General features: G+C 58.3%; 11 protein-coding genes. 4 read left to right on the forward strand and 7 right to left on the reverse strand.

Features of this window, described 5'->3' with window-relative positions:
- Positions 1–73: 73 nt before the first annotated feature.
- Both FHS27_RS15645 and pilM read right to left on the reverse strand, forming a co-directional pair.
- Positions 74–1,849, reverse strand: a complete 1,776-nt coding sequence (locus tag FHS27_RS15645; RefSeq protein ID WP_184305853.1) for a hypothetical protein — start codon at positions 1,847–1,849, stop codon at positions 74–76.
- Positions 1,850–1,921: 72 nt separating this feature from the next.
- Positions 1,922–4,063: a type IV pilus assembly protein PilM gene (pilM, locus tag FHS27_RS15650; protein ID WP_184305854.1), complete on the reverse strand. Its 2,142-nt coding sequence runs from the start codon at positions 4,061–4,063 to the stop codon at positions 1,922–1,924.
- Between the two features lie 155 nt (positions 4,064–4,218).
- Here pilM and FHS27_RS15655 point away from each other — a divergent pair, with 155 nt between their 5' ends.
- From FHS27_RS15655 to FHS27_RS15665, 3 genes are all read left to right on the forward strand, one after another.
- A complete protein-coding gene (locus tag FHS27_RS15655) occupies positions 4,219–7,644 on the forward strand; it encodes a hypothetical protein (protein ID WP_184305855.1) in 3,426 nt (1,141 codons plus the stop codon).
- Positions 7,641–9,164, forward strand: a complete 1,524-nt coding sequence (locus tag FHS27_RS15660) for a serine/threonine-protein kinase (protein ID WP_184305856.1) — start codon at positions 7,641–7,643, stop codon at positions 9,162–9,164. Before FHS27_RS15655 ends, FHS27_RS15660 begins: the two co-directional genes overlap by 4 nt.
- A 201-nt stretch (positions 9,165–9,365) precedes the next feature.
- The gene (locus FHS27_RS15665) at positions 9,366–10,127 is read left to right on the forward strand and encodes an SGNH/GDSL hydrolase family protein (protein ID WP_184305857.1); all 762 of its coding nucleotides are present in this window, start codon (positions 9,366–9,368) and stop codon (positions 10,125–10,127) included.
- 210 nt (positions 10,128–10,337) lie between these two features.
- Here FHS27_RS15665 and FHS27_RS15670 read toward each other — a convergent pair whose 3' ends face one another.
- Positions 10,338–10,709 (reverse strand): hypothetical protein, encoded by a 372-nt coding sequence (locus tag FHS27_RS15670; RefSeq protein WP_184305858.1) that lies wholly within the window; start codon positions 10,707–10,709, stop codon positions 10,338–10,340.
- Positions 10,710–11,488: 779 nt separating this feature from the next.
- On the opposite strand from FHS27_RS15670, the gene FHS27_RS15675 reads away from it, so the two are divergent.
- Entirely contained in the window at positions 11,489–13,318 is a 1,830-nt protein-coding gene (locus FHS27_RS15675; RefSeq protein WP_184305859.1) for a UDP-N-acetylmuramoyl-L-alanyl-D-glutamate--2,6-diaminopimelate ligase, read from the forward strand.
- 197 nt (positions 13,319–13,515) lie between these two features.
- Here the strand turns inward: FHS27_RS15675 and lepA are convergent, their stop codons facing one another.
- From lepA to FHS27_RS15695, 4 genes are all read right to left on the reverse strand, one after another.
- The gene (gene lepA, locus FHS27_RS15680; RefSeq protein ID WP_184305860.1) at positions 13,516–15,321 is read right to left on the reverse strand and encodes a translation elongation factor 4; all 1,806 of its coding nucleotides are present in this window, start codon (positions 15,319–15,321) and stop codon (positions 13,516–13,518) included.
- A gap of 191 nt (positions 15,322–15,512) precedes the next feature.
- Positions 15,513–16,571: an ROK family protein gene (locus FHS27_RS15685; protein WP_184305861.1), complete on the reverse strand. Its 1,059-nt coding sequence runs from the start codon at positions 16,569–16,571 to the stop codon at positions 15,513–15,515.
- Positions 16,572–16,883: 312 nt separating this feature from the next.
- Positions 16,884–17,348 (reverse strand): hypothetical protein, encoded by a 465-nt coding sequence (locus tag FHS27_RS15690; RefSeq protein WP_184305862.1) that lies wholly within the window; start codon positions 17,346–17,348, stop codon positions 16,884–16,886.
- A 21-nt stretch (positions 17,349–17,369) separates the two neighbouring features.
- Positions 17,370–19,136 carry an ExeA family protein gene (locus FHS27_RS15695; protein ID WP_221225144.1) on the reverse strand — a complete coding sequence of 589 codons (1,767 nt, stop codon included), beginning with the start codon at positions 19,134–19,136 and terminating at the stop codon, positions 17,370–17,372.
- Positions 19,137–19,180 lie beyond the last annotated feature (44 nt).

The raw sequence follows: 19,180 nt of genomic DNA on the forward strand, positions 1-19,180 counted from the left end.
TAATGTTGAGCGATGAGGCGAGATGAGAAGGGGGCCGGTGTTGCGCCAGAGACGCAACGGAAGTCAAAATCGGTTAGGAAGCGGCGAGAGGCTCGCTCGCCTCTGCCCCTGGTTGTACCGGAACGGCACCAGGTTGGCCAGGATTTTCACCATTTGCGGGCGAAGGTTCGGTCCCGGGGGGGACCGTGGCAGGCGGTTGTGAAGGATCGGTCGCTGGAGCGACAGGCGGTTCGCCTGCAGGATTGGTACCGGGAGCAGGCAGGGCTGAATCAGGAGCAGCCACGTTGTTTGCGGCTTTCTCGTTTTCAACTTTCTCTGCCATTGTCTCACCGTCGATGACGGTTTCGGATGTGATTTGATCGACGCCGAGTTTGTCTTTTTGCGGTGGGTTGTAGATGTGGATCAAACCATAGACCTCGACGGTAACGTCGAGTGGGAACAGTTCCGAACCGGTGGAGGGAGTGCCCATCGAAGGGCCGCCCATCCCCATTCCCCTGTCCATCCCCATTCCCATATCCATGTCCATCCCCATGTCTCCATCCATGCCGCTGCTACGGGATGCCGCGCCGGGGCCACCCAAGATGCGGGTCTGTACGACCTGAACCATCAGCGGGGCACTGCCACAGGCGGCGAGCAATTCTGGGATCGCACGTTGATCGATGACGACTGACATCATTACCGGAACGCGTTTGGCCACTTTGAGCGGTGCGTCCGTGGGCGAATCGCTTTCGAATGCCGAGCGAAGTTGTGAGCCGGTGATTTGTTGGTGGTCGGGATCGACGTATCGGTTGTCGGCCGGGTCGATTTCGGACATGCCGCCTTCCATCCCCATTCCCATGCCCATATCCATCCCCATGTCCATTCCCATATCCATGCCCATGTCGTCCATGCCCATTCCCATTCCCATCCCCATTTCATCCATCCCCATTCCCATGCCCATGCCGCCGATTCCTGGCGATGCTAATTTGCCGGCGATGAATCGGACTTTGCGTCCCATCGAGAGTTTGTTGATCTCGCGAATTTGAGCTTCGAACGGTTGCTGGGCTTCGTCATTGACGTCCGCGATGATCGCGAGAAGCTGACGCAGGATCCAGAGATTTTCTTGGCTGTAGTAGATCTCGAGTTCGTTAGGGCGACGTGAAGCCCACGGAAACAATTCGCTGACTAGTTCGGATTGGGCACCGTTGGACCATCGGACCAGAGGGCCTTTCTTGACACCGCTGATGCTGATATCGCTGAGGCCGTTACCCATTGCGCCGCTCATCATCCGACCGCCCATGTCGTCCATCATTCCGCTCATGCCTCCCATTCCGCTCATGCCACCCATGGCAGAGGAATTGGACGTATCAAATTTGGCGGTCCATTCGGCTTTGGCGATTTTCGCGATGTCGGGCAAGACGTTGGCGATGTAGTAGCGATATTGCTGCAACAGCGCGGTTGGAATCTTTTCCTCATCAAGAATCGGAAAGCTGATGTAGGATTCGATCGGAATTTTATCGCGGTAGTGATCGAGCAGTTCGGAGGTCAGTTCTTTCTCGGGCCAGACGAGGATGTCTTTTTGCTTCTCGAAAACCGTGCTCCACGCGTCGAGAACTTGGTCTTCTCGATTCTCGATCATCTTTTCCATCTCTTCGTGAGAGAGCGAGTTGGGATGTTCGGGAACTTCCGCGCGGACACTCTTAACCTGGCTGACGTCGCCACGGATTGCACTGGCGCGTCGATCGCTTTCGGCGACCAGGTCTCCGGTCACTTTGAACCAAACACCAACGGATCCCAAGAGGATGATGCCGACGGCAATCCAGAAGCCGTACTTCTTGAGAAATTCAAGGGCGGGTTTGAGTTGTTCCATGGTGGCACGTGCCGGTAAATAAGAAGAGTCGAAAGTGGGGCGTCAGGAGCGTTGTTTAACGGGAGGTTGTGATCAGCCCGGGATTTCCGGATCGATCATCACCTCGTTGGCGGCTTCAGCTTCTGCCGCTTCGGCGGCTAGTTTTTTCGCTTCGATTCGGTCGGTCCACGGAGTGGGTTTCCAGACGAATTGGAAGACGAAGTCCAGCCGAAGTTCTTCGAGTGTGGGCGGGTCATAGACCAGCGGTTCCCCGTCGGGGCCGATCAATTCTTGTCCAGGTGCGAGTCCGGTTGCGGGAACCATTCGCGCCGCGAGGCTGTTGGGGTCGTAGTCCGGGTTGCGGACCTGCACGAGCACCGGTTGTTTTTCGTCGAGTTGCAGCGGGTAGCTGATGCCGAGTTCGTGCGGCATGAACGTCTCTTTCTCACCGTTGGGACCGGTGAGAGTGATCGGCTTATCGAGGAAATTCTTCGTCAAGTGGCGACGGACGTGGTTGCTACCTTCGAAGCCCATCTTTTCGGGGCTGTTGTAGTAATGAAAGCCGCGTAGTTGGACGACCCATCCTTCTTCGATCGGGCCGGTGTCTTCGGCGAAATCCTCGGGCAGGACGTAGCCCGTCTGGTCAGACAGGTTGCCCATCTCTTCCTTGTACCGCTTGGCGACGATTTCGTTGTACCAGAGGCTCAGGTCATCGAAGTGTTTCGTTTCGATATCGGTAATATGGAGGTCGATGCGGTCCTTGTACGGCAATTCTCGTGGAGACGGGATTTTACCGTCGGGATAATCCTCACGGGGGATCATGACGTTGATCGTTTTGAAGAGTTCGAGCCACAGCAATCGCTCGTCGTTGTCGCCGGTGATCTCTTCGCCGAGTCGGTTGAGGAATAGCAAACGGCTTTCGAGGTCAGCGTCTTTGGCTTTTTCCTCGGTGCTGTGTTTCGCCATCTCGGTGACGGCGCTCTTGGCGGTTTTCCACACGTTGTCATGGGTGGTTGCCCAAGACCGCTGCGTCAGTGCGTATTGGATGGTGGCTCCGACCAGCATCGCGGTCAGTCCCAGCAGCGCCCACGGCTTTTTCGCGCGGATCATACGTTGCGTCAAGATTTCACGCGGCACCAACGTCGTGTGCACTTGGCTCATGCCGAGCCCTTGCAGGCACAAACCGTAACAGACCGCGAAAGTCGGCGCGTTGTCGCGGAATGTTGGGATCGACAACACGTCGTCACCGCCGAGGCGGTTAAAACGGTCCATCATTTGGACATCGTACCCGAGGTTTTTGCCGAGATACGCGGCAAGACCAGGCATTTTGACCGTGTTACCGGTGACCAACAGTTCGGTGATGTTCGCTTTCTTGTCGATGCTGCGGAAGAACCCGATCGAACGTTGCACCTCGGTGACGAGATCGTTGAAGACCGGACGCATTGTCTGGAACACGAGTTTCGGATCGACCGCTTCGCGAGCGTTTCGTTTGAGGTGTTCAGCCTTGGCGAAGGTCAGCTTCAGGTCTTTCGTCAATTGACGCGTGAAGTGGTTACCGCCGATCGGCATGCTACGTTGCCAAATTCGGAATCCATTGGTGATGATCAAATCGCTCGAGTCGGTTCCGATCGACAGAATCACCGTCGAGGTCGGTGGGTCATCGGCGTCGAACTCTTCGTTCTCGAGACGTTCGTGCATGCGGTCGTAGGCGACGGCGTTGTACAACGCGATCGGGGCCAACTGCACGAGATCGACTTGCATGTCGGCCTCATCGAACGGCGCCAATTGCCGGTAGGCTTGCTCGCGTTTCATCGCAAACAGGCCGACTTCGCTTTCGAGTGCGTATCCCTCTTGGATTTGAGCACCCGGCATCATTTGGTAGTCCCAAATCACGTCGGACAATTCGAACGGGATCTGCTGTTTCGCTTCGTAGCGAACGATGTCGGCGATCTTTTTCAGGTCGACCGGAGGCGGTTTGAAAAATTTCGCCAATCCGCTCTGACCCGGTACGCTGATGCAGACTTTGTCTCGGATCGATTCATTCCGATCGAGAAGTTGCAAAATTGCCTCGGCGACGAGTTCGTCGGGGTTGGCATCAGGTTGACTGAGGATTTTGGGATATTCGACGAAATCGAACTGGTCCGCGACCACTTCGTCGCCTTCTTTGACGCAGTGGAGTGCTTTCAGAGCACTTTGACCGATTTCGATTCCCCAAACGCCGGCGGAGCCTGCCATGGATGTCTTTCACGCGAATTGAGTAGAAGAATAGGGAAACGCAGGTTTATTACGTTTCAAATTGAGAATAGTTTCCGCTGTGCGGGAGGTGCCAGTGGGGCTGTATTCCGATTAGTATCTCGTTTTCCCCCCTCTACGTCAAATTTTAGTCGCTCATGCCGCTTTTTGCTGAGTGCTGTGTCATTATTCCGTGCAGCACGATCGAAGATTTCCCTTCCCGATTGGATCCTGCCGGTGCGCGAAGCCTTTTGGGTGGCCTCACGGCTGTCTGGCATCCTCGCCTGATTGCGGCGACGCGCCGTACGCCGACGTGGCACCGCAGTGACGATCTACCGCCCGCGGTTTCGGTCTCCAGCGACTATCTGGAAACCTCGGAGTCGGGCTCTCGCGAAACCTCGGAGTCGGGCGAAACCACCGATTCCGGTGAAACGGCTGCGTTGGATGACGTCGGATCGGCAGACGCATCCGAAAGCCAGACGGCGGGTAACGACACGCCGGTGCGGTTGTTGGTCGTTCCAGAGGTCTGCGTCACCACGCTGCCCAGCGAACTTCGCGAGGCCGTCGACGCGGACGCAATCTCCCACCACACGCCGCTCGATGGTGACGGCCGCGAGGTGCGGATTCGGGTCTCCGGTCGTGGCGATGCGTTGGAGAAAATCGCATCGGCCGTCGCGATGATCGCTGAATTAAATGGTGCCGACGCCGCAGCGACCTCGCTCGCCAACGCGTCGGGGACGGTCGAATCGAGCGTTTGGACGGACCTGACTCCGTCGGAGACGACTATTTGCGAGCACGATTTTTTTGCCCTCGGGTACACGTGGTGGCAAACTCAGGTGCTCACTCGACGATTGCGTTACACCAGCAATCTCGATCACCTCCATTTTGAGAATCGCCTCGTTGATGCGGCGACTGCGTTCGTGGATGGCCGGACGAAAGAAGCGACCGAGGCACTGCACGACTGCTACGACGCCCTCGCCGAAGAACGCGATCACTATTTCTCGTCCGATCCGGCGTTGATCGATTTGACACTTTTGACGCCAGGAACGGTCGACCGCTGGCTCGATGTCCGCAGGCCGTCCACGCCTGAATCGTCAACGACGGATTGCTCCGAGCAGCGGACGAAACTCGCAACGCCACAAAATATTTTGGTCGATGAGTCCGTTGCCGATGCGATCGCGAGCGGACCGGCGGAGCGACGCGAGCGGTTTGCCGACTGTTTGAAACGTGACACGCAAGCAGCCTCCGATGCACCGCCTGGTGAACAAGGGGACACATGCTGTGATTCGGTCGGATGGGTTGGGGGCGGTCCGGCGAGCGATTTTTCGTTCGACGAGCATTCGATCGCGTCTGCAGAACAGCGAATTGCGGACGCGGTTCGCGCCGTGCGGGATGTCGGGCCGATTCCATTGAAGGTATACGGTCGACTCGGTGGCGGTATCGCGGGTGAGTGGGTTCCCGCGATCGCGGCGGCAGGGTTCGACGGGATCGTGCCGATCGACTTTCTCAACGGCCGCGGATTTGATGATGAATCGAAGGTTCTGTTGGGCGAAGGCGACCACGAGGTCGAAGCCTTAACGGCGAAACCGATCGATGCGGATGATGAGAGTTCATTCCTGACCCTTTCGACACGTCTCGGGGAAGCGATCGACCGCGGTGAAATTGCGACGGCGTTGATGGTTCATTGGCCCGGCGGTGGCTGTGACAGCTTTCACGACGTTCGCCGAGCCGCGTCCTGGTCGCTGTGTTTGGGCCGGCTGTGGCGGATGGCTGACTACTTTACCGATGGCGAACGGCCCTACCATCACGGCAGTTCCCCGAAAGCCACCCCCTCGGTCTCGGAAACACTCGCCGATGCGGAGCGACGTCGCGAACGCCTGCAGGAAGACCTGCGAAGCCAATCCGCGAAGAACTTGCTCGGGTTCGCCGCTTTGGTCGATCCGGCAACGACTTTGAAAGCGATCGGAAGCACCGACGAACCGTTAGGTGTTTTACCGCAAGTCGCGTCGTCGCTCGGTTTCCAGGTGGATGCGACCGCGATCGATGTCGGCCGGTCGGCGAGCAATGCGCTTTTGATTCATCCATCCTATCCCGCGGCTCGAACGGCGGTGTACGTCGCGGGCAAAGTATCGCCAAACGCCGCATCGGTTTTTGATGCCTCGACCTCGGGGACGGGAACGGATCTGATTGTCGACGTGCCCGCTTGGGGTTTTTCCGTTGTTGGTCCGGCGGTCAAGCGACAGGCGACCGATGGCGAGGGCAAGTCAACGTCATCTCTGCAGAAAATCACGCGATGGTTGACCGGTGGCTCGCGACGAATCGTTAACGAGAACCGGTTAAGCAACGAATTCATGGAAGTTTCGATTCACCGGGAACACGGTGGAATCGAAGGCGTGTACAGCGGTGCGGGACGGGGCAATCGCTTTTCCACGCGTCTGTTGTTGGCTCCCGTCGCGAAGATCGCCGCTGATTCGTCGGCCGATACGGCGGCATCGCAGTGGGCGACCAAATGCGATCAGTTTCGAACGCTGCATGATTCGCCCGGTTCGGCGGTCATCGATTTGTCGGGGACGTTTGAGCGGTCTGCCGACTCGGTTAAAAACGTGGCTGACACGAGTGAAGTGAACGCCCCGAAACGGTGGCAGGCCCAGTATCGTTTGGAACGAGGCAGCCGGCGATTGCTCTATCGGGTTCGGTTTTTGCCGGGCGCAAACGGCGCGACGACGATCGCGGACGCCTGGAAGCTCAATCCGGTGTTGCGGGTTGCGACTGCGGAGGCGACACCGATCGTTCGTGCGATCCTGCGAGAGAAACTCGTCCGCACGAGTGCCCGGGCGTTCCAATCATCGCTCGGTTATGTCATCGACGAAGATGAACGCACGACGTTGGTGGCGAGCGAATCGGCGACGATCCATCGACGCAGCGGCGATCGTTTCTTCGATTCGCTGTTGAGCCTGGCTAGTGCCGAAAACGTACCCGAGTCGCATGCGAGCCAGGTTTGGGGTGAGAAGACGGATTCGACGCCGGGTAACGAGCCGTGGTCGCAGTGGCAATCGTTCGCGTTCGGATTCGATGTCCGTCATCCCGTTGCGTCGGCGAAGTCGTTTGCGATGGGGGATCCTGTTCCCAATGTCCCGGTTCTCGCGAAAAACGGATCACTCGGATCGGCGCCGACGCGTGGTTGGCTGATCCATCCGTCCCCCGCGACGCTGGACGTTCAGGTCGTTGACGTGGGCCGCGTTGGAGCGGAACAAACGACCGCGAATGACAAGGACGCCTCGACCGGCAAAAAGGGACAACCACGCGAGTTCATGGCGTTGCATTTGCGAGTGATCCAAACGGCCAGTCGTGGTGCGGCGGCGAGTTTGCGGTTCTGTCGAGACGTGCATTCGGTGCACGAAGTTTCGTCGCTCTCACGCCCCTTCCGTAAGGACGCGGGAATCGGGGAGTTGACGATGGATCGGCTGAACGAGATCAGCAATCCGGAATCGATTGGCCATGAGGAAGACCGGGTTCGGTGGTCGCAACCGAGTCACGGTGTGGTGCATATGGTCGTGCTGTTTGCTATCGGTGAGCAAGCATGAGCACACCGCTGCCTCCCGACCTGATTTTCCGCGAAGCAGCACTGTTGAGTGAACTGGTCAGCGAGGAGCAGTGGAGGACCGCGGTTTCGGAGGTCAAGCACAACCGCAAAGATGCCGGGACGCCGCCGCCGAAGACAGACGAAGATCGGTCTCTGATTTGTGACGAGATCGAAACGGTGTTGATCCGTGACGATGTGATCACGCCCTATCAGGCTACGCAGTTGCGCGCCGGTCGGACAAAGCTGACGCTGGGGCCGTACGTCGTGACGGAGTTTCTCGGCCAAGGAGGCATGGGGCAGGTCTTCGGCGGCGTGCACGAGATCATGGGCCGTCGCTGTGCGATCAAAGTGTTGCCGCTGGATAAATCTGACGAACTCGCACGGGAGAGTTTCAATCGCGAGATTCGGTTGCAGGCTTCGCTCGATTGCCCGTACCTCGTCCGAGCGTTCGACGCAGGTCGCGAAGGAAGCGTGCATTTCTTGGTGACGGAATACGTTCCGGGAACCGATCTTAGGCAACTCGTCAAAGACGGCGGTCGGTTGTCGGTGCAACAAGCGTCGTCGATCGTCGCGCAAGCCGCCGCGGGACTCGCCTACGCGCACGAGAGCGGTTTGATTCATCGCGACATTAAGCCGGCCAACATTCTCGTTACGCCCGATGGTCACGCCAAAGTCGCCGACGTCGGGTTGGCCGCGTTGATGTTCGTTCCCGACGATGATCCGCGCGCGGGCAAAGTCGTGGGAACGGCCGATTATCTTTCGCCGGAACAGATACGCACGCCCGATCAGGTCGGACCGCAGTGTGATATCTATTCGCTCGGATGCACGCTTTATTACGCGATCACGGGCAAAGTTCCGTTTCCCGGAGGAGACTCGCGGAGCAAGTGCAAACGGCATCTCACGCAGGCGCCGTGGGACCCTCGCAAATACGCCCCGGAACTCACCGAGGCCTATGTCGAGATCATTGCCGACATGATGGAAAAGGATGTCAGCAAACGGATCCAGTCCGCTGCCGAGGTGGTTCGCCGGTTGAGCCCGTGGGCCTCGATTCATCCCGACGAAGGCGAAGCGTGGTTGGCCGAACTCGGTATCAGTTTGCCGGACGAAAACACACGATCGAAAAAGCCCGACCCGTCCCGCGCCGCGGGGCTGGATGAGCAGTTCATCGAAGAGGACCTGGCGTGGAAGACATCCTCCGGTGCAGCGACAGGTTCATCGGCAGGTAACTCCGACTCCGTGCACGAAGACCACTCGGCGTCTTCGGGTGCGTTGTCGAGCATCACCGATGATCCACCCCCACCGCCTTTGCCCGAACAAGGGACACGTGCAGGGGCCTCGTCGCAGGCCAGTCAAATCTCGCCACTCGCAAATTCGATGTTGCCGACCGCGGCGCCCGTCCCGCCACCGCTAGCAAGCGGACGCCCGATGGTGTCGCGGTCCACCATGATCGCGGCGGTGATCGCCGCCATCGTCGTCAGTGGTATCGCGGGTTTTACACTCGCGATGGTTTTGGATATATGATGTGCGTTGTCCGCTGAGCATCTCGGCGGATTCCGAAGCGATGGCCCCGGTTGCTGCTGCAACAATGCAGACCGTTTTGCCGTGGGTCCGTTTGCGAGTAGTGGACGGAGACATCCGTCGGCGTTGTCCGATCGGAGTATCCAGGCGTCCATGTTTCTTGCCTGCCCCCGTTTACCACCCACCTTTCTACATCCAGAGATCATGCAAAAACCACTCGATCGTCGTGAGATTTTCAAAGCATCGGCCGCCGCAATCGCCGCCGCAGGACTGAGTCAAACGCTTGCGTCTAACGCGTCGGCCACCGACACCGTTGCTGAGTCGGGAGCCTTACCCGAAAACGCGACCGTGTTGTTTCAAGGCGATTCAATCACGGACGCCGGACGTGACCGCAAACGCGGTAAAGCGAACGAATCACGTTCGCTCGGCCACGGCTATCCGGTGATGATCGCGGGAGCGTTGTTGAAAGAGAACGCGGGCAAGAATCTGCAAGTTTTTAATCGTGGCATTAGCGGAAACAAGGTTCCCGATTTGGCAGCCCGGTGGGAAGAAGATTGCATCGGACTGAAGCCAGATGTGCTGAGCATTCTGATCGGCGTTAATGACATCTGGCACAAAATCAACGGTCGGTATGATGGCACGGTTGAGACTTACGAGGTCGGTTTAAAAGCGTTGCTCGAAGAGACAATGGAAAAGCTGCCGAACGTCCGAATTGCGATCTGTGAACCGTTCGTCCTTCGCTGCGGTGCGGTCGGTGACAACTGGTTCCCCGAATTTACCGAACGTCTCGAAGCCGCCCGGCGAGTCACCAGTCAGCTTTCGCTCGAACAGGTTGCATTTCAAGAAATGTTCGACGAAGCCGTCAAAGTGGCACCACCACAGTACTGGGCCCATGACGGGGTTCACCCGACTCTGGCCGGGCACGCCCTGATGGCCGAGACGTGGCGGAAAACACTCAATATCTGAGTTGTCCCCTTTATGGGGTGGGTTCTCGGCGGGGCCGGTGGTTGCCAAACACTCGGCGCATCAAAAAAGGCTCTTCAATTGAAGAGCCTTTTCGTTACCCCGTACGGATATTCTCAATGCGTTAGAACGCCGATGCGTTCAGAGCGTTCTTGCGAATGCTTCCAATTTTAGAATGGAACGTTCGCGATCGTTCAGGTCAGCGGTGGGCGACTAGTGATGTCCGTGACGTCCGTAGTGAAGGTCATAGTGCCCGGGCTGGTAGTGGAAGTGGTTTCCGTGAGGCACGATCGACGGTGCATGGTAATCGTAGTGAGGGGTCCGCGATCCGCGATAACCAGAGTGATATCGAATTCCGGAACTCGGATAGATTACCGGCCCGAATGCACGGTGGCCGTAGTTCGAACGATAGCCGCTGTATCCGTAGCCCGAATATCCTGAGGAATATCGATACCCGGGAACCGCGTATCCGCCCGTACCAAACGTGATGGAAAGACCACCGGCGTCCGCCTTCGGCGTCTCACCTGCCAAAACCATGGCCACGGCAAGAACTGGGACACCCAAAAATGTAAATATTCGAGACATGTTGTTTTCCTTCTCCTGATCGACGAGCTCGCACTGTGACGCCAACATGGCGACGGATGGGAGGAGTGTGAAACTCGTTTCGGAGGATCACTAAACGCAATGCCAATGCCAAAGTGACGCGAAAGAGACGAATTGTCGGTATTGGTCGATAAAAGCGGCGATTTTCGTGACAAAGTCGTTTTGAAATCGTCCTGGCAGAAAATGCGGTGACATCAAAGTGATGTCGTTTTGATGTCGCGTTCGGATCAGATTGAGACGAATTCGATCAAGTCGGTTCGATCAAGCAGGATCGATCATGCAGGGCTGGTCGCTGAATCGTCTCACACTGCCGTCGTGCGTCTTTCCGGGGATTTGACCGGGAGCGTCAGATTGACCGGAGCATCAGAAACGCCGACGTGCCCGATCGTATTAGCTGGGAATCCCCGGAATTCCGTGCTCTACATTTCGGCGATATCGCTACCGCTTTTCAAAACGTGCCGTATTTGGTGATTCGTAATCGGACGTTCTGGCGTGGGTACGTAAACCGCCTGTCTTGCCAATCGTAGCGTTACGACCGAAGTTCAAAATTTCGACCTTGACCGATTTGGCCAGATGGGAACAATTGGCATCTCAGTCATACGGCTTCGCAACGAAGACGTTTGACAAGCACGGGAACGGAATTCTCGTGAAAGCTTTACCGCCGGTGTGGATCGCGTGACGAATGAGCGTCGCACGAACACGTAAGGAATCGGATCAGGTGAGGCGGATTTGATTTTCTGCGTCAGCAAGGAGGCGACGAGATGCACCATTCTATTAATCGATCGATCGAGTTTTCGAGCAATCAGGCCCTCACCGGATGGGGCCCGTCGTCGCACCGCGACCCGTCGTCCAATTCCGATGTGGCATCCACGTCCGACACGGCAACCAAAACTCTCGACAAGATTTGCAGCACGGTCGATCGTTTGGCGGGCTGTGACGAAGCTCAGGTCAATGCACCATCGGATGTTCAGTCATCGTCCGTTCAAGACGATTCGGCGTCACAGTCTCTCGCCGCTTTGCTTCCCCAGTCGCGATTCTTCTCGGGCAGCGATATTGAGTTTTGTTCCATCGCCACTACGGCGGAGGAGTGTACTCCGGGGCAACTCGTGGTTTACCGCATCGGCGTGGATTGCCCGGTCGAGTTAATCGCACAAGCGTTGGCTCGGGGAGCCGCTGGGATTTTGACCGAACAGGTTTTGCCGGCACCGTTGCCGCAGTGCATCGTCTCGGACACCGACCAAGCGTTGGCGGAGATCACCGCGAAGCAACTGATCGACGAGAACGGCTCACGCCCGGACCAGCGATTGTTAACGATCGGGATCGTCGGCGAGACCGGGAAGAGCACCACGGCGCTCGCGTTGGCCCAAGTGCTCCGCGACATTCCTTGCCGTGTCGCCTATCAAACCGACCTTGGTTACAGCGACTCAATCACGACGGACATTTCGGGGCAGTCGATCATCGGCGGTGCCGAAATCGTGTCTCGAATCAGCGAGGCGGCCGACGCGGGAGCAGCGGTCACAATCCTGGAACTCGATGCCGGCGTGCTGCGATGCGGCGGATACGATCAGGTCGGCTTGGATATGTTGGTGATCGTCGGGCGTAATTCGGGACGCACCGACTTTGGTCCTTCGCCAGTCGATTGTGCCCTCGAGCGAGTTGACTGCGATGGCGTTGTTGTCGTCTCCGCGGAAGATCGCCGTAGCGTGCGAGTGGTCGAAGCATCTGGCCTCACCTATTTGACGTACGGTGTTGATGTCGACGCCGACGTGTCGCTGAAAACAATTGAAGTCGCAGACGGTGTTCTGACCGCGTTGGTGCGGCACGAAAGTCGATCGTCGATGATGGAGTCGTTGCTCGGGCAAGGATTCTTAGCCGAGTCGATCGTCGCCGCGGCTGCGGTTGGCGTGGCGACCGATAATCCGCTGGTTCAAATCACCGAATCGCTGAGCAAGCTTCGAGAGTTGCCGGGCCGTTGTCAGCGTGTCGCGGTCGAAGATTGGAACGTTGCCCAAGCGTCTCCTTCGATGGTTCTCGACGTAGCCGGGACGCCACGACGGGTTTCCTTCGTTCTCGATGCCGTGCGTCGTCAGATGCAAGACAGCGCACCGGCGTGTTTGCCGATGAACGCCAAGGTGCAATCCGGTTCGAACCGACGTGCGAAGATGTGGTGCGTGTTGGCAGTCTCCGATGCGGACGACGCCGAGACGCTCGCACTCTACGGACGATTGCTCGAGACGAAACCTGATCAGTGTGTTTTGACTTGCGATCCGAAATCGAAAGAACGGTTCCTGTCCCTGAGTCACGACGTGCTCGATGGCGTTGAAGACTGCGCGTCAATGCGTTTGGTTGCCGATCAAGAGCGAGCAATTGCTTGGGCGACCCAGTGTGCGAGTTCCAACGACACTGTTGTGGTCGTCGGTGGTGTCGACCGCAGTTCCCCGCACGCTCAGCGTGAAAACCTGGCGCGTCTGCAACAATTGATGGAAGGGTTGCAGCGTGAGTCGGCGGAGGCAGCGTCACCTGCGAAGCCAAAAAGTCAGGCCTCCACGAGTTCGGCGACGAAGCTGAAAGTCTTCAACCCGGACAGCTAGAGCGGTTTGCTAAGAGAGGTAGCTGATGTCGCAATGCTTTAGATGTCTACATCTGGCGACGTCTAGCTACTGTGCTCGGGCACGTCGTTATTTGGAATGCTCCGGCGTTTGTTCAAACGCGTTGGTATCGATTCGAAACGGTTTGCCTGTTCACGATGAACGGGGCAAACCGATCGGGGCCTTTGTCGGGCGGGCGTTCAGTCGTCGCCGCTGCTGAGGACGGCCATGAAGGCTTTTTGGCTGATTTCGACGTTGCCGATGGCCTTCATTCGCTTCTTGCCTTCTTTTTGCTTCTGCAGCAATTTCTTTTTACGTGAGACGTCACCGCCGTAACACTTCGCGGTCACGTTCTTTCGCATCGCGGGCACGGTCTCGCGAGCGATCACGCGACTGCCGATGGCGGCTTGGACGGCGACTTCGAACATATGGCGTTCGATTTCTGCCTTGAGGCGTTTGGCGACCGCTCGCCCGCGTCGGTCGGCATCGGCGCGGTGGCAAACGACCGACAACGCGTCGACACGACTGCCGTTGACCATGATGTCGAGGCGACACAGGTCGGCGGGTTCGTAGCCGACCATTTCGTAGTCGAGCGTCCCGTATCCTCGGGTGCAGCTTTTGATCTTATCGTGCAGATCGTAGATGACTTCGGCGAGCGGGATGTTGTACGTCAACATCGCTCGGCCGGCCCCGATGTATTCCTGGTTTCGCTGGATGCCTCGTCGTTCTTGGCATAGCTTGATCACCGCGCCGATGTACTCTTCCGGCACGATCACGTTGCACTTCACGATCGGTTGCCGGAATTCTTCAATTTCGCCTGGGTCGGGGACGTCCTGCGGTTTGTGGATCATTTTGGTTTCGCCACGTTTGAGCGTGATTTCATAGGTCACGTTCGGTGCGGTCTGGACCAGGTCGATGTCTGATTCTTGCTCGAGACGCTGTTGGATGATTTCCATGTGCAGCAGTCCGAGGAACCCGCAGCGGAAACCGAACCCGAGTGCTTCGCTGGTTTCCGGCTCAAACTCAAAGCTCGGGTCGTTGACCGAGAGTCGTTCGAGGGCGTCGCGAAGGTCCGTGAATTCTTGACCGTCGCTGGGAAACAATCCGCAGTAAACCATCCGCCGCGGCCGGTCGTAGCCGGGCAATGCGGGAGCATGGTTTTTGCCCACCACCGTCACGGTGTCGCCGATGTGAACATCGCCGAGGCTTTTGATGTTGCAAATGAGGTAGCCGACTTGGCCGGCCGACAATTCGTCCCGTGCGACGCGGGCAGGTGCAAATTGTCCGAGTTCGATGACTTCGTGTTCTGTACCGGCACGCAGGAACTGGATCTTTTGTCCTGCCTTCACGGTTCCCTGCATCACCCGGATGTACGTGATCGCACCGCGAAAGTCGTCGTAGTTGGAATCGAAAACCATTGCCTGCAATGTCGCCTCTGGGTCGCCCGACGGGGCGGGGATGCGGTCGACGATCGCATCGAGCAGGCCGGCAACGCCGACGCCCGTTTTGGCGCTCACGCGTACGCAGTCGTCGGGGTCGGTGCCGAGTGAGTTCATCATTTCCTCGGCGACTTCATCGGGTCTCGCGTGCACGAGGTCGATTTTATTGATCACGGGGATGATCATCAGGTCGTGTTCCATTGCCGCAAACGCGTTCGCCATCGTTTGAGCTTCGACGCCCTGGAACGCATCGACGAGCAGCAGCGCGCCTTCACAACACGCGAGCGATCGTGAGACTTCATACTGAAAGTCGACGTGGCCGGGGGTGTCGATCAAATTGAGTTGATAGGTCGTGCCGCCGTGTTTGAAGGGCATGGCGACGGCGCGAGCTTTGATCGTGATCCCGCGTTGCCGTTCGAGCGCAAGATCGTCGAGTAGTTGCGACTTCATCTCGCGCGTGGTGACCGTGCCGGTTTCCTCGAGCAGTCGATCTGCGAGCGTGCTTTTGCCGTGATCGATGTGCGCGATGATGCAAAAGTTGCGAATGTTCTTCGTTTGAACGGACATGGGGAGGAAAGCTGCCGGAGGCGAGCGCTCGATGGTTGTTGTGAAAGAGGTTGGTTGGGGCGCGGCGTCCACCGCGATAGGAGAGCGGTGTTGGTAGTGCGTTGTTATTGACGCGGATTTGTTGACGCGTTTTTTTGAGTAGGCGTCGAGGAGTCGGCAAGCGTCGAGGTCAGGGCGTCGAGGCTAGGGCGTCAGGAGTTGACCTTTCTCGCGTAGCCCGCGGCGCCGAGGTAACCGGCGTCACTGCCGAGGGTGGCGAATGAGATTGTTGTTCCCTCGAAGACGTTGGGGAACGTTCGTTCGCGGAACTCATCGCGGATGTGCTGCAGGAACCGTTTTCCGATCGGGCAGGCGTCGCCGCCGAAGTTCATCGCGCCGCCGAGAACGACACTGCCGGGGTCGACGGTGTGCACGAGAGTGGTGATCGCGATGCCGAGCCAGCGAGCGGTGTCGTCGATAATCGAGTTGGCCAGTTTGTCGCCCGCGACGGCTGCATCGTAGACACGTTTGCTGGTCAGTTCGTCTTTGCCGTGATCGCCTTCTTTGTTCTCGGTTTTGAGGTAGCGATACAGTTGGCTGTCGGGGACGTCTCGCAGACGTTTGCGGGTGATCGCCACGACGCCGGTTGCCGATGCGTAGGCTTCGAGTTGCCCACGGCCGCCGCCCCACTGGCATAGCTGTGCGTCGGGCGCGGAGTCGACCAGGATGTGCCCGCACTCGCTTCCGAAACTGTTGACTCCGTTGACGAGTTCGTTCTCGATGATGATCCCACCGCCAACACCCGTGCCGAGCGTCAGCAGCAGCATCGAGGAGTGCTTCGATCCGCTGCCGAGCCAGAATTCTCCGTAGGCGGCTGCGTTGGCGTCATTGAGGAACGAAACGTTTCGTCCGGTCGCTTTACTCAGTTCGTCGACGATCGGGAAATCCCACCACGACGGCAACTGCGGTGGCGCCACAAGCCGTCCGCGGGGAAGGTCCATCGGCCCGGGCGAGCCCATTCCGATGCCGGGCACTTTGCCGACCACGCCGCATCGTTCTTCGGTTTCGTTGACGAGGTTCGACAATCGTCTTACTGCGGCCTCGGGGCCTTCCGATTCCTGCGTGGGGACTTGCTCAAACGCGATCGTGTGCCCGTCGTGGTCGACAAGGCCGCACTTGATGCTGGTGCCACCGATATCGATGCCCCAGTAGAACGGAGCGGTGGCGGACGAAGGCGGGAACGCGTGATCGTGGACGTCGATGGAAGGCAAGGCAGGATTTCGTTTGGAGGGATTCGGTGGGTGTCGCAGAAAAACAAATTGGGATTAGTCTCGGGGCAGTCCGAGACGCTTGGGCGAGCGGTGGGCTGGTGATGCTGCCAAAGCGAGAGATCGCAATGGTGGGCATCATTGGTGGGGCTTTTGCCGGTCGCTAGCCCGTCGATTTGGCGGGCGGCGGATCCAAGTCGAGGACCCGGGCCGGTTCACGTTGGCGGCCTTAGTATAGAAACCGTTTGCGATTCGGCGAGGTGCGATCGGAGTGATCCCGCTCCGAGGCCGCGGTGGCGTCCGCGCGAGAGGGTTCTAGCTCCTCAGCGGCAGCGTCATTTGGGCCGGTTTGACCCATCCGGGCAGGCTAACCTCGGGGCCGGAGATGCCCAGGACGACCGATCCGCCATTGGCGACCGGGCGGCTGACGATCAGGCAATTGGTCAGCGAGATCGCGTCGGCTAGGTTCCGGCGGATAAACGCACGTTGACATCGGAACAGGTCCAGCCTCCGGCGCAGGCCGCCGAGCCAGTTCAGGCCTGAATCGGTGCTGCAGTAGTCAACACGCAAAAGGGTGTCGCCGCCGAGTCCGAGTTGCTCGCGGAGCAATTTCCACGACTCCGCGAGATCACAGAAGAACGCGGGTTGCAGCGAAACAATGGCCGGTACGACCAGCGTGAGCGTCTTTTGTTCGGACCGGTTGGCCGCGACCGCATGACACAGAAACGTTTTCAACGTGTTGTCAGTCGAAATCGCAGCCGAGTTTTGGGTCGCAGTCATGAATCACGCGTGGTTAGAAAACTATCGTTTCGGAGACCGCATCTTGGCCAGCATCGATTGGAAATCGACGGCGACAGGTGTGCCGGGCGTCTCGTCCGTTTTGGCTTCGCCGACCGTGATCGCTTCTTCGACCTCGACGTCATCTTCGATCACCAGCATGTCGCGGTCATCGTCGACGAGTGGATCGGGTTCGCCATCTTCCATCCACAAAACGGGAGCGGATGCGTCACCGCGAAGGCTGAGGATTTCGCGATGCAGGGAGGACTCGAGGTCTTCGCCGTGTTGCTCTTCACCAGCGTTCTGTTCCGGTGCTTCGGCCGATTGGCAGGTTGCGGAAGTTTCGCAGGCGATCGCGGAATCGTCGCCGAGCTTGGCGACAACGGGTTCCTCTTCGTCGAACTCGCCGAATAATTCATTCGGGCTCGGAGTTTCGAACGCGATTACCGGTTTGGTTTCGGCGTACACGGGTTCTTCGGTTTCGTCGCTTGCTTCGACTTGTTCGTCGTAATCGAACGTGCCGGTGGCACCGCAATCGTAGCTGACCGACTCGAACGCAACGTCGCTGTCGCATGCGATTGCGACTTCGGTTTGCATCGTGAAGTCAGTGTTGGTGGCTTGTTCAGTTTTCGCACAACCGGACTGGCATTCCGAAGCGTCGCACGATTCGGGATTGCAGTCGCCGTTTCCGCCGCAGTTCTCGCCACAGTTGCCCGTTTCTGATTCGGCTTTGAGTGCGACGCTTTCTTCGCGAGCGGGCTCTTCGTCGGTGCTGTCTTCGAAGGCCGTTTCGGGTTCGGTGTTTTCGGTTTCGAGCTCGGTCTCGAATTCGATGCTCGATGATTCGATCATACCTGGCGAATCAGTCATCGGGCCAAATTCGATCGCGTTGTCTTCATCGCAGAGTGGCCCGAACTCGACGCTCGATACCGGACGGCTGAGTTCCGGTTCTTCCATCAGCGGACTCGGCAATTGCTGCAGCACGGCCCACGCATGGTCGACGGTTTGATCGGTGATTTGGCCGTGACCGCGTGACGTTGCGAACTCAATGGTTGCCGTCATCAGTTGGTTGACGAGTCGCGGCACGCCGCTGCAAGCACGATGGATCGAACGTATCGCGGACTCTTCGATGCCGACCTTGGCGGCCGAGGCGCAGTTCTGGATCGTTTGCTGAACGTATTGCACGGTCTCGTCGCTGGAGAGCGGGTGCACGTAACAGCGTGTTGAGACCCGTTGGACGAGTGCGTCGAGCGAAGGCAGAGCGAGCGTCTCGTCGAGCTTCGGTCCGCCCAGCAAGACGGCGCTGACGCGTGGCCGGCCGCCCGACATCACGTTGGTCAGAATGCGGATCGTCTCAAGGACTTCAGGTTTGAGCGTTTGGGCTTCGTCGACGAGCAGTAGCAATCCGGCAAACTCTTTCGAGCTGCCCGCGATCCGTTCGATGATCGCGAGTTGTGGGTCGTCTCCCACGGCGACAGGAGTCGGGGCGATGCCGCGAATCCGGTCGAGTCGGCTGAGTAGGTGACGCTGCAGCGATTGTGGGCTTTCGAGGGTCGCGTCGCCGAAGACGATGACTTCGCGATCCCGAGCAAAATGTTGTTGCAAGACTTGGCAGATCAGCGATTTGCCGGTCCCCGGAGGCCCAATGACGAGCGAAATGGCCTCCCATGCCTCAACCGCACGGCGAACGCGTTGCAAAGCGTCGTCCTGCGAACCGACACGCACATAACGTTCGGCGCTTGGGAATGGTGGAAACGGGGGTACGTGAAACTGTGTTTCAACCGATGACATGGTCGAAGTCCCGAGGCGGCACAAAACGAAGAAAGCGGACATTC

This window comes from Aporhodopirellula rubra (assembly GCF_014192335.1).
GTDB classification, from domain to species: Bacteria; Planctomycetota; Planctomycetia; order Pirellulales; family Pirellulaceae; genus Rhodopirellula; species Rhodopirellula rubra.